Below are 12,435 nucleotides of genomic sequence, written 5' to 3' on the forward strand. Positions count from 1 at the left end.
CATCCGGTTCATCCGGCGGCCGGTCAGTCCACCGGATCGGCGGATCGCCGCGAAAGGGGCCGAGAAATTTCGGTGAGGTGCAGGGTCTTCGCGGTCGCGGCCATCGTCTGGGCCGCGAGCTCGGTATTGTCCGAGAGCCGCTGACCGAACGTGGGGATCATTTCGTTCAGCATGGGCCGCCAGACGTCATAACGCTCTGGAAAGCACCGCTGGAGAAGATCAAGCATGATCGGTACAGCGGTGGACGCTCCGGGTGAGGCACCGAGAACTCCGGCGATGGAGCCGTCTGCGGACGCGACGACCTCGGTGCCGAACTGGAGGATCCCCCCCTTCTCGGGATCCTTCTTCACGATCTGTGCCCGCTGCCCGGCCGTGATGATTCGCCAGTCCTTGGCCAGTGCGCCGGGAACGAACTTCGCGAGCTCGGCAATCTTCTTCTTCCGGGTCGCTCGCAGCGCGTTCACCAGCAGGGCGACAAGGGCGATGTTGTCCCTCGCCATGGCAAGCAGCGGGAGGACGTTGTGCCAACGGATGGACGACGGCATGTCAAGGACGGAGCCGTGCTTGAGGAACTTCGGACTCGAGCCGGCGTACGGGCCGAACAGGATCGACTTCTTGCCGTCGACGATCCTGGTGTCCAGGTGCGGCATGGACATCGGCGGCGCGCCGATCGGCGCCTTGCCGTACACCTTCGCGTGGTGCCGGGCGACGACGGCCGGATTGTCGGTACGGAGAAACTGCCCGCTGATGGGCAGCAGGGCGAAACCGTAGGCCTCGGGTATCCGTGATTTCTGCAGGATCTTCAGCGCCCACCCACCCGCGCCGACGAACACGAATCGCGCGGAGACCTCCTTGGTCTTCCCGGTCGTGTTGTTGTGGATGCGCAGCCGCCACCGGCCGTCCGGCTTCCGCGTCAGCGCCCTGATCTCCTGGTTGAGGTGGATACCGACGCCAGAGGCCTCAAGCGTCCGGAAGAGCTGCCGGCTCAGGGAACCGAAGTCCACGTCGGTCCCGGAGATGTCACGGGTCGCGGCTATCTGCTCGCCGGGTTTGCGCTGCTCGATCAGCAGCGGAGCCCACCGCTGGATCACGGCGGGATCGTCGCTGAACTCCATGGCGGAGAACAGCGGCTCGGTACGCAGCGCCTCGTATCTCCTGCGCAGGAAGTCGACATCGGTCGCCCCCTGCACGAAGGTCATGTGCGGCGTCGAGTTGATGAAGGTCTCCGGCTCGGAAAATGTTCCGTCCTCCACCAGATACGACCAGAACTGCCGGCTCACCTGGAACTGTTCGTTGATCCCGACGGCCTTCCGCACGTCGATGGTGCCGTCCGGGAGCTCACTGGTGTAGTTCAGTTCGCACAGGGCGGCGTGACCGGTACCCGCGTTGTTCCACGGATCCGAACTCTCCTCGGCGACCCTGGGCAATCGCTCGTACACGTCGATCGACCAGTCCGGCTGGAGTCTGCGCAGCAGAGTACCGAGGGTGGCACTCATGATTCCCGCGCCGATGAGGACGACGTCGGCGGACTCACGGGCCCTGTTCGTGTCGGGCGACTGCGGATTCATGTGGCTCACTGCCTTCTTTCACGATTCTCGCACCTGACACAATTCCATCGTACGGTCCGCATATACGCACGTATGATTGGAGCGGTGAGTCGTGAATCACGGGACGGAAAGAGCGCACCGGCGCTGGACCCGCCGTCTGCTATGGGAGCCAGCCGGCACCGCGAACTCCCGGATGCCCTGTGAGCTGGGAGGACGTCGCCACTAATGAATCATCGAGGCGGGCCGGTCGACGTTTGCGAAATGGAATTTTTACACACTTCTAACCTGTCGTCCACGAACGACTTCCGGTCGATTTGACGAACTCCCGGTAAATCGCCTCGGTAAATAGGGAGGAATACCCGTCCCGCCGGGCAGAAAATACCCTGGCGACCAGGAGGAAAGGCAGCCCGGCCAGGGCCCGGCCGAGGCCCGGCGCGGGGGGCTCCCGGCCCGCGGGAGGCTCTGCGCCCGCCCGCCGGACACTCCGACGCGCCCGGGAGCGGCCCGCCCCGACAGGCGACAGGGGACCGCCCCGGTGCGGCGGCGGCCCGGCATCCCGTGTGCCCGGCCGCAACATGGCCCGGCCCGCGGCCTGACCTACCACGTTCAGGCCAAGCGGTACTTCACGTGTGCCCGGCCGCAACATGGCCGGCCCGCGGCCTCGCCCAGCCGGCGCCCATCACCAGCCGCGCCAGGCCCACCACCGGGAAGCCATGTCCAGCGCGGGGCCGCCCGGCTCCCTCGGCACCTGCTCCCGGCTCTCCACGAACGAGCCCGGCAATGTCGCGCGTCCATGCCTGGAAATGTGTGCTCCGTAACCGGGATACGACGTATATGGATACGGGCTATCCGGGATGTGCCTGGAATACGGCGCGTCGCCGGTCCGGCGTGACTGGCGGGCTCCGGGGCACCGGAACAGCCGTGTGAAGGCGGGCCGAACCGGAAGAACCGGCGGCCGGGCCCGCTTGCCCGACCGCGGAAAGCCCGGCCGCCGAAAGGGAGTTCGCCGGCACCGGTTTGGCCACCACGCGGCCGGGCACGAGCGGCTACAGCGGATTACCGGTGAACGGCCCGGGGGCCCGGCGTTCCGGCCCGCTCCGGAGAATCCCGGTGCCGTGTCGGTCGCGTCCCGGCCCCCGGGCCCACCGAACAGCGAGCAGTGAGCAGCGACAAAGCGACAAAGCGAGCCACCACAAGGGCGCCGACGGGGAGTCACAATGGGCAGTTGTGAGGTTTGCGGTAACGACTACGAGATGAGCTTCGAGGTGCACGCCCAGGGAAATGTGCACGTATTTGACAGCTTTGAGTGCGCCATCCACGCGATGGCCCCGGTCTGCGAGCACTGCGGCGTGAAGATTTCCGGGCACGGGGCGCAGACCAACGGCCAGTTCTTCTGCGGCGCCCACTGTGCCCGGGCCGCGGGACGGCAGGGGATTCGTGACCACGCATGACCTGACCGCGTGATCAGGCGTGATCAGGCGCGGGCAGGGACGGCGCGCGGCCGGCAGCCACCCGGCCGGCAGCCACCCGGCCGGCGGACGTCCATGCGAGATCGGCCGTCACCCGCCCGGCGGGCCGCGGCATCCCCAGCCGCGGCCGCGGCGCGGGCGGCCATCCTGGCGGGCGCCGGTCCCAGGGATGCCCGGCGGCCCTGGATCTGATCCACTGGCCACCGGCCGAGCCCTGACCACGGCGGGAACCGTGTGTCACGACCCCCTCGGGGTACCCGGGCCCCTCGGGGGTGCCCGGGCCCGGGGGCTCCGACCCGGAACGCCGGTCTGTCAGCGGTCCGGGAACCCGGGCCTGAGGCGGCGGGCGAAGAACTGCGGCACGCCGCCCTCAGCCTCTGGTCGAAGACCCCCGGATCCTGGCCAGGGACCCCGGCTTCCTGGTCGAAGACTCCCGGATCCTGGTCGAAGAACCCGAAAACGACTGGACGTACTGGCACGTCCTCATCTTCGACAAGATCGACACATCCGAAGCACAACCATTGCCCCTGGTTGGAACAACCGCCGTACCGACGATCCCCCCGGCCTTAGCCTGGCCGCATCGCAAGCAGCCGGAACCGCCTGGACCCCGAAGCTTGCGGACCATGCCGAAACAGGAAGGAGGATCCGATGCGTCTGATCGCGTTGGCGTGGGGCTATACCTCACTTCCCACGGATGGGATCCCCTTGAGGAGAGCCCGGACCTCCGCCTCCCGGTAGCGGCGATGGCCGCCGAGAGTGCGGATCGACGTGAGCTTGCCCGCCTTGGCCCACCTGGTCACCGTCTTCGGGTCGACACGAAACATCGTTGCCACTTCAGCGGGCGTCAGCAGCGGCTCAGCGTCCGGTGTTCTCGTCGTCATTGCGTTGGCCTCCCGTCACAGAGCGTCGCTCCGTCCCATACAGATCGTGCATCCTTCGGGGGCATTTCGGACATGGCACGTCAGGACCATCTGCTGACTAGTCACACGACGTCCGAAGCGAGCAATCACGCTCAGTTAGAACCCATGAACTATCAGCTTGCGGACTCCCTGGTCTGAAGCGGTCTCCACCGGTTCAGGACACGCCCATACGCCGTAACCGCCGCGTCTGTTCGCCCTCGGCGTAACGCCGTGATCGCCTCGCCCAGGTCCGCGACCGACGTGTCGCCGCGCAGCGCGTCGTCGTCGAGCAGATCGACGACGCCCCCGTAGTCGAGCTCGATCCGGCTGTGCGGGTGGAAGTCCTCCAGCCAGCCCCCGAGCTCGGCCACGCCGTCGACGCCCGGCGAGTCCGGCGCGACCCGGCGCAGCACGTCAAGCGCCTCCAGGGCCCGGGTGACCCGGCGCCGGGCGAGGCCCATCGACGTCCGGTAGAGCAGCGACCTGTCGACGGTGTCACCCGTGACCAGGACCCGCTCCGCGGGATCGAACAGGACGAACCACGGCGGCGGCACCATCCAGGTGCAGGTCTGGACGTAGACCTTGAGACCGGGCCGGCGGCTGCGCCAGCGGTCCAGCTCGGTCTCGGCGGGCTCGGCCAACCGGCGCGGGATGAACGCCTCGGCCACCCGCTCGGGCAGCCGGCCGCGGAACTCCATCGCGGCCTGCCACACCCGCAGCTGGGTGTACCAGGGGCAGACGAACATCAGGCCGTCCGCCATCTGCACGAAGGCGGACTCGTCGGCCACGTCCAGCGAGGGACGGATGGTCGCGGCCAGCGCGACGGCGCGTTCCCGCCGGGCACCGGCACGACGGCTGGGCACGCCTCCCTCGGCCGCGTACCGCTCCCAACGGAGCCGTTCGGCCGGGGGGAAGGCCGCCAGCGGCTCGTACACCCGCAGGTAGGCGGCCGGACTCACGACAGGCGCCACAGAAGAGATCCTGGCATGCCGGGAACATCAGCGAGCCGCCGTAGGCCCATCGTCGACACGCACCCCCCGGAAGACGACGGGGGCACACGGCGGCAACGACGAACAATCACCACCACACCAGCCCATGGAGGCACCCGCGGATACGTTGCGGACACCGGCCGCGCCCGTCCGGGACGTTCCGCCCGGCCAGGCGTCGACCCCGATGATCATTGATGGTCATTTCCCTGACGAACCCCACGTTCCCGGCGAAGGGAGCCTCACCGGTGCCGTCCGTCTTCACCGCCGGTTCGCAGCACGAACAGGTGGTCTTCTGCATGGACCCCGCCAGCGGGCTGCGCGCGATCATCGCGATCTACTCGACCGCCCTCGGCCCCGCCCTCGGCGGGACCAGATTCCACCCCTACGCCGACGAGGACGCGGCCCTGAGCGACGCCCTTGCCCTGTCCAGGGCCATGGCCTACAAGGCCGCCTGCGCCGGCCTGGACCTCGGCGGCGGCAAGGCGGTCATCCTCGGCGACCCCGGGCGGGACAAGTCCGAGCCGCTGCTGCGCGCGTACGGGCGTTTCGTGGCGTCGCTCGGCGGCCGCTACATCACCGCCTGCGACGTCGGCACGTACGTCGAGGACATGGACGTGATCGCGCGGGAGTGCCGGTGGGTCACCGGACGCTCCCCCGCGCACGGCGGCTCGGGCGACTCCGGCATCCTGACCGCCTACGGCGTGTTCGAGGGGATGCGCGCCTGCGCCCGGCACCTGTGGGGCGTGCCGTCGCTGGCGGGCCGGCGGGTGGCCGTCAGCGGCGTCGGCAAGGTCGGCCGGCGGCTGGTGGGCCAGCTGCTCGCCGACGGCGCCCGGGTGGTCGCCGCGGACGTCAGCGAGGCGGCCCTGCGGCGGCTGCGGGCGGAGTATCCCGACGCCGAGACGCACGCCGACCCCGACGCGCTCATCGGGGCCGACGCGGACGTGTACTCCCCCTGCGCGCTCGGTGGCGCCCTCACCGCGGACGTCGTCGGGGCGCTGCAGGCGCGCGTCGTGTGTGGCGCGGCCAACAACCAGCTCGCGGACGCGGACGTGGACAAGCTGCTGGCCGGGACGGGTGTGCTCTACGCGCCGGACTTCGTGGTCAACGCCGGGGGGCTCATCCAGGTCGCCGACGAGATCGAGGGCTACTCCCCGGAGCGGGCGCGGGCGAAGGCGAGCGGCATCTTCGCCTCGACCCTGGAGGTGCTGGCCCTCGCCGAGCGGACCGGGGTCACCTCCACCGTCGCCGCCACCCAGCTGGCGGAGCGCCGCATCAGCGAGGTCGGACGGCTACGCCAGATTCTCGTTCCCTGATGTTCGGAGGGGCCCCGGCGTTCAGGAGTAGCCGAAGCGGCCGGTCGCCAGATTTCGATCTGTGATTCATGTCACGTATATGCCGCTGCGATCGCCTCCCAACCGGACAACTGTGGGGTTGGCATGCCGGGCGGCCCGCGATCCCTGTAGTCTCGGGAGGCACGAGACAATGAGAGCACCGGGGCGGGTCCCCGTCGTCATGTTCGAGGGGGTCGAGCCATGGGGCGCGGCCGAGCGAAGGCCAAGCAGACGAAAGTCGCCCGCGAGCTCAAGTACAACTCGCCGAATATGGACCTGGATCGGCTGAAGGCCGATCTGGGCGCGAGCAGTACGCGAGACGACACTGCGGACGATCCGTACTCGGATGATTCCTACGAGTACGACTACGTCGATGAGGATGAGGACACCGGCCGACGGTAGCGGTACGCGCATGGTGCGCAGGCCCGTGGGTCCCGCGTCACCGGGTACCACCGTCGGGCAGTGCTCCTCACCACCGCAAGGTGCGCCAGGGGTGCGCGTCCCACGCCCGTTCCACGTGTGGGACGCGCACCCGTTCTGGACGCTTCGAGCTCTTCCGGGGCGGCCATCGCGCGGCCGGCGCTCCACCGGAGGCAGCCGTCCCGGGGCGGTGCGAGCCGTCGGCGTCCCGTGAACGTCCGGTCACGGGAGCTCACACGGCCCGCAGGCCCACCAGCCGGCGCACCTCCGGGGCGCAGGCGGCTCCGTCCGGGGGCGCGCGGACGGGTCTCACAGGGCTGGTGCGTGGTCGCTCCGCGGGTTCCGGCGGGTTCACCGGCCCACGTGGCCATCGGGTAGCACGTGAAGCCGCGGGCGTCCGCCGGACGGTCCGCGGGTCGACGGGCGAGCATCACAGGCCCGGGTACCGCGTCCGTACGCCGCCGCCATACCTCCGTCGCGGGCCCGACAGACGGGCATGGCGATGGGGAGCCGCAGCGTGCGAATCATCCAAATTTTGTCACATTTAGTTATTTATATGAGACATATTGTAACGGACCGCTATATGATCTATGCCACTATGGGCAACATTCGAGCTGAGCATCCCGGTCAGCACGGACTCGACCGATACACGTGGCAAACTGGCGGGGTCGCATCGCCATCGGACCGCACCAGCTGGCGGCAATGACGGCCGTTCCATCCGAGCGGGTCTCGGCCTGAACGTGAGCCTACGAGAAGGCTGCTGGCAGGCATCGGCGCGTTGCCCGCAAGGTCGAGACGGAGGCCGGCTACATGTCCACGAAGCCGCCGTCCGCCTCCTCAGATCATGCTACCCAGGGTGATGAACGGTCACGTTCCCTTCGTTCGCCCCAGATTCTGTACGGCGTGCTCGCGTGCACGTCCGCCGTGGCTGTCGCCGTCGCCGTCGCGGCACTGTTCGCCGCCCGGGGTGACCGGCCCGCCTGGGGCGCGCTCGCCCTGGCTCTGCTGGCGTGCGTGCTTGGCCAGCTACCGGTGGTCATTCGCCGGATCGGCCGGAATCTGGATGGCGTCAACCTCAGGGAATCTTCGCTGATCATCGCCCTCGCGCTGGTCCCGGGCCCGTGGGTCGTCCTGCTCAGCCTGCCGACAACGCTGGGAGCGCAGCTGGCCGCCGGGCACCGGCGGTTCCCAGCGCTGGTACGCACCGCTGTCGTCACCACGAGTACCGGGATGGCTGTCCTGGCCGCGGCCGCGGTCATGGGTGGCCGTGGCCTGCCGGCGGCGCTGCCGAGCACCCGTGCGTTCGTCGCCGTGGCCGTCGCCGCCATGGCCTGCGGCATCCTCACCTGGCTTCTCAGCACGCTTCTCACCGCGTGTATCGCAACGCGCGTCACAACGTGGTCGAGATGGCCGGCCCGCCGCATGCCGCACGACAGCTTCGCCCTCCTGCGAATGCAGTCGATCATCGCGAACACCGCACTGGGCCTGCTGCTGGTCGCGGCCGTGAGCTGGAGCCCGGCCGTCGCGCTGGCGCTTCCGTTCGCCGCGGCCGGTCCCGGCATCGGCCACTACCGCAGGCTGCGCTCCCTGGAGGAACGCGGCCACTGGGACGAGGTCAACGCCGCTACCCGGGAGCTCGCCGACGCCGACGAGCCAACCGTCATCATGATCGCACAACGCAGGGCCGAGATCCTCTTCCGCGCGGACAGCACGGTGCTGACCACCTGGCCCGCCGCGCCCGCCGGCACCGCACCGACCGACAGCAGGCCCGCCGACAGCGCGTCCACCGACACCACACCCACTGACGCCGCACCCGCCAGCGCCACGCTCACCGGCCCCACGCTCACCGGCACCGCGTCGGCAGCGGCCGGCCAGCACGCGCCGGCAACGGCCGGGCGGCATCCACCGCCAGGTGCGCCGCCGGAAGACGCCCACCAGCAAGACTCTCCTTCCGGGCGGGACGCCCACCGGCAGGAGGAGCGATGGCCGGTTCCGCCCGGGCGCCGCCGGTGGCTGCCACCCCGGCTCCGGGAGATCAGCGCCCCCCTGCTCGCGGGCGAGGAACGGATCGGCTTACTCACCCTGAGCTTCCGCCGGCCGACGGCCTGGCGTCGCCACGAGGAGCAGGTCCTGGCGGCCTTCACCCAGGCAGTCTCCCGCGCCCTCGCGCATGCCCGGCTGGAGGCCCACGCCCGCCAGGTGGCCGAGGAGCAGGCCCACGACGCCGGGCACGACTGGCTGACCGGCCTGGGCAACCGCCGGCTGCTGATGGCCAGGGCAGCGGCCGAGCTGCGGCGGCAGGCCGAGAGCGGGCGGTCCGTCGCCCTCGTGATGATCGACCTGGACCGCTTCAAAATCATCAACGACACCCTCGGGCACAGCGCCGGCGACCGGGTGCTACAGGCGGTCGCCGAACGGCTGCGGCGCGGCGTCCGGGCGGACGACGTCGTCACCCGCCTGGGCGGGGACGAGTTCGCCGTCCTCGTCACCGGTATCGACGACCCCGCCCAGGCCGAGGCGGCCGCCGCCGAACTCGCCGACGTGCTGTGCCGGGACATCGTCCTGGACGGCATCCCGCTGGCGGTGGAGGCGTCCCTCGGGGTCGCCTGCCACCCGCAGGACGGCGGCACCATCGAGGAGCTGCTAAAACACGCCGACATCGCCATGTACCAGGCGAAACACTCCCATCCCCGGTGGCGGCGTTTCGACGCCGGCAGCCACGACCCGTCCCTGGAACGGCTCGCCCTGGTCGCCGAGCTGCGCTCCGCGATCAGCGGGAACGAGCTGGTACTGAACTACCAGCCCCAGGTGGAGCTGCGGACCGGGCGGATCAGCGGCGTCGAGGCACTGGTGCGCTGGAAGCATCCACGGCGCGGGATGCTCACCCCCGAGATGTTCGTCCCCGCGATCGAACAGTCCGGGCTGGTGCAGGACTTCACCAAGGCGATCCTCGAGCAGGCCCTCGTCGCGTGCGCCGGCTGGCGGGCCAGCGGGTTCGACATCACGGTGTCGGTCAACCTCTCCGCCCGCAACCTCCTGAACACCGAACTTCCCGGGGACGTGGCGAAGCTGCTGGTCAAGCACGACGTCCCGGCGGCGGCACTCACCCTGGAGATCACCGAGACCGCGATGATGTCGGACAAGCGGACGGCCCACCGGCTGCTGGGCAAGCTGCGGGAGATCGGCGTCCGGATCGCCGTCGACGACTTCGGCACCGGATTCTCCTCTCTGACCATGCTGCAGGAGCGGATCCTCGACGAGGTCAAGGTGGACCAGAGCTTCGTCCGCAAACTGCTGGTCGAGCAGGGTGACGCCGCGATCGTCTCCGCCACGATCCACCTGGCGCACACCCACAGCCTCCAGGTGGTCGCGGAGGGGGTGGAGACCGCCGAGCTCATGGCCGCGCTGGCGGCGCTGCGGTGCGACTTCGTCCAGGGCCTGTACACCGGCGCGGCCATGCCGCTGCCGGAGCTCACCGCCTATCTGCGGGCATCGGAGTCCGCGCCCCGCCGGGCGGTCGGCACGAACGCCCGGATCCTGCCGCTGTACCGCCAGCGGCCCCGCGGCCCCAAACCCCCCGGGGACTGACCAGCCCCGGGAGGCGCCGACCAGCGCCGGCTACCCGGCGGGCGGGTGTTCCCCGACAAGCTCGGCCCGGCCCTCCTCCGCGGCACCGTTGACGGAGCCGGCGGCGCCCTCGGCGGTGCCCCCGCCGGGGCGGGCGGTGACCTCCCCGACGATCCAGGCGGGGATCCCGCGGGCGGCGAGCAGGTCCACGGCGGCGGGCGCATCGTCCGCGCCGAGCACGGCGACCATCCCCACCCCGAGGTTGAACGTGCGTTCCATCTCGGCCCGCGGTATGCCGCCACGCCCGGCCAGCAGGGCGAACAGGGGCGGCGGGGCCCAGGTGGCGCGGTCCAGCCGGGCGGTCAGGCCGGCGGGCAGCACCCGCGCCAGGTTGGCCGCGAGCCCGCCGCCGGTGACATGCGCGAAGGCGTGGACGTCCAGCGCCTCGGCCAGGGCGAGACAGTCGCGGGCGTAGATCCGGGTGGGGACGAGCAGCGCGTCACCGAGAGTGGCGCCCAGGTCGTCCTCGTGGCGGGCCAGGGCGGCCCGGCCTTCCGCGGACACCCCGCCGGGGCCGTCCGGGTCCGGCGGGCCGAGCAGTGCGTGGCGCACCAGGGAGTACCCGTTGGAGTGCAGGCCGGACGAGGCCATCGCGACCACCGCGTCCCCGGGCCGCACCCGGTCCGGCCCCAGCAGCGCGTCCGCCTCCACCACACCGACGCCGGTGGCGGCGAGATCGTAGTCGTCGGCGCCCATCAGGCCGGGATGCTCCGCGGTCTCACCGCCGACCAGCGCGGCGCCGGCCTGCTGGCAGCCCCGCGCGATCCCGGCGACGACCGCCGCGATCCGCTCCGGGACGACCGTCCCGCAGGCGATGTAGTCCAGCAGGAACAGCGGTTCGGCGCCGCAGACCACCAGGTCGTCCACGACCATCGCGACCAGGTCGACACCGACGGTGTCGTGTCGTCCGACCGCCCGCGCAATGGCGATCTTCGTGCCTACGCCGTCGGTCGACGAGGCGAGCAGCGGACGCCGGTAGCGGGCGACGTCGAGCGCGAACAGCCCGGCGAAACCGCCGAGGGAACCGACCACCTCGGGCCGCGTGGCCCGGGCGACGTGCTCACGCATGAGCGTGACTGCACGGTCACCGGCGTCGATGTCGACGCCGGCGTCCCGATAGGACACCGCCGGCGACGAGACCCCTGTCGGAACCGGTGGCGGGGCCAGTGGCGAGGAAGACGCCTCAGGCCTCGCGGCCCGCGGGCCGGGCGGAACGGGCGGTGGCACGCTCAACCCGGCCGCACCACGGAGTCCACGTCCGGGGAGGGGTCGGCGCCGTTCATCCCGGCCGTGATCTCGCTCACGACGTCCTCCAGCAGGTACTTGCCGAGATGGCCGGTGTGCGGGAGCGGCACCGGGTACACCCCGTCGAAACAGGCCCGGCAGAGCGTCTCGGCCGGCTGCCGGGAGGCCGCGACCAGGCCGTCCAGCGAGACGTAGGCGAGCGAGTCGGCACCGAGCGACTCACGGATCTCCTCGACGCAGGAACTGCTCGCGATCAGCTCCGCCCGGGTGGCGAAGTCGATGCCGTAGAAGCACGGCCAGCGCACCGGGGGCGAGGAGATCCGCACGTGCACCTCGGCGGCGCCGGCCTCCCGCAGCATCCGTACCAGGGCCCGCTGGGTGTTGCCACGCACGATCGAGTCGTCGACGACGACGAGCCGACGGCCGTCGATCACATCGCGCAGCGGGTTGAGCTTCAGGCGGATGCCGCGCTGGCGGATGGTCTGCGACGGCTGGATGAAGGTGCGTCCCACATAGGAGTTCTTCACCAGGCCCTCGCCGTAGGGGATCCGGCTGGCCTCGGCGAAGCCGACCGCCGCCGGCACGCCGGACTGCGGTACCCCGATGACGAGATCGGCGTCCGCCGGAGCCTCACGGGCGAGGGCGCGGCCGACCTCGACCCGGGTCGCGTGCACGGACCGGCCCGCGATCGTCGTGTCCGGGCGGGCCAGGTAGACGTACTCGAACAGGCAGCCGTGCGGCGTCGCGGGCGCGTACCTGTGCGAGCGCGGCCCGGCGGCGTCGATGACGACCAGCTCGCCGGGCTCGATCTCGCGGACGAACTCGGCGCCGACGATGTCGAGGGCGGCGGTCTCGCTCGCCACGACCCAGCCGGCCGCCGGGGCGTCCCCGCCACCCCCGCCGTC

General features: G+C 70.7%; 9 protein-coding genes. 4 read left to right on the forward strand and 5 right to left on the reverse strand.

What is annotated here, in order from left to right:
- Positions 1-23: 23 nt before the first annotated feature.
- The gene (mqo, locus tag AC5LUJ_RS17050) at positions 24-1,568 is read right to left on the reverse strand and encodes a malate dehydrogenase (quinone) (RefSeq protein ID WP_250281008.1); all 1,545 of its coding nucleotides are present in this window, start codon (positions 1,566-1,568) and stop codon (positions 24-26) included.
- Between the two features lie 1,196 nt (positions 1,569-2,764).
- On the opposite strand from mqo, the gene AC5LUJ_RS17055 reads away from it, so the two are divergent.
- Positions 2,765-2,998, forward strand: a complete 234-nt coding sequence (locus tag AC5LUJ_RS17055) for a hypothetical protein (protein WP_250281009.1) — start codon at positions 2,765-2,767, stop codon at positions 2,996-2,998.
- Between the two features lie 692 nt (positions 2,999-3,690).
- Here the strand turns inward: AC5LUJ_RS17055 and bldC are convergent.
- Both bldC and AC5LUJ_RS17065 read right to left on the reverse strand, forming a co-directional pair.
- Complete coding sequence (gene bldC / locus AC5LUJ_RS17060; protein WP_013871846.1) at positions 3,691-3,897, reverse strand: developmental transcriptional regulator BldC; 207 nt, start codon at positions 3,895-3,897, stop codon at positions 3,691-3,693.
- A 152-nt stretch (positions 3,898-4,049) separates the two neighbouring features.
- On the reverse strand, positions 4,050-4,886 hold the full coding sequence (locus AC5LUJ_RS17065; RefSeq protein WP_250281011.1) for a DUF8083 family protein: 837 nt from the start codon (positions 4,884-4,886) through the stop codon (positions 4,050-4,052).
- A 212-nt stretch (positions 4,887-5,098) separates the two neighbouring features.
- Here AC5LUJ_RS17065 and AC5LUJ_RS17070 point away from each other — a divergent pair, with 212 nt between their 5' ends.
- The 3 genes from AC5LUJ_RS17070 (at position 5,099) to AC5LUJ_RS17080 (ending at position 10,246) form a co-directional block, all read left to right on the forward strand.
- Positions 5,099-6,220 (forward strand): Glu/Leu/Phe/Val family dehydrogenase, encoded by a 1,122-nt coding sequence (locus tag AC5LUJ_RS17070; protein WP_250289624.1) that lies wholly within the window; start codon positions 5,099-5,101, stop codon positions 6,218-6,220.
- A gap of 219 nt (positions 6,221-6,439) precedes the next feature.
- A complete protein-coding gene (locus AC5LUJ_RS17075; RefSeq protein WP_250281015.1) occupies positions 6,440-6,640 on the forward strand; it encodes a DUF3073 domain-containing protein in 201 nt (66 codons plus the stop codon).
- A gap of 942 nt (positions 6,641-7,582) precedes the next feature.
- Entirely contained in the window at positions 7,583-10,246 is a 2,664-nt protein-coding gene (locus AC5LUJ_RS17080) for a putative bifunctional diguanylate cyclase/phosphodiesterase (protein ID WP_493465278.1), read from the forward strand.
- Positions 10,247-10,276: 30 nt separating this feature from the next.
- On the opposite strand, the gene purM is transcribed toward AC5LUJ_RS17080, so the two are convergent.
- On the reverse strand, positions 10,277-11,452 hold the full coding sequence (gene purM / locus AC5LUJ_RS17085) for a phosphoribosylformylglycinamidine cyclo-ligase (protein ID WP_250281021.1): 1,176 nt from the start codon (positions 11,450-11,452) through the stop codon (positions 10,277-10,279).
- Between the two features lie 62 nt (positions 11,453-11,514).
- Positions 11,515-12,435: amidophosphoribosyltransferase (locus AC5LUJ_RS17090; RefSeq protein WP_493465279.1), on the reverse strand; the 921-nt coding region annotated here is incomplete at its 5' end.

This window comes from Protofrankia sp. CiP1_Cm_nod3 (assembly GCF_982290655.1).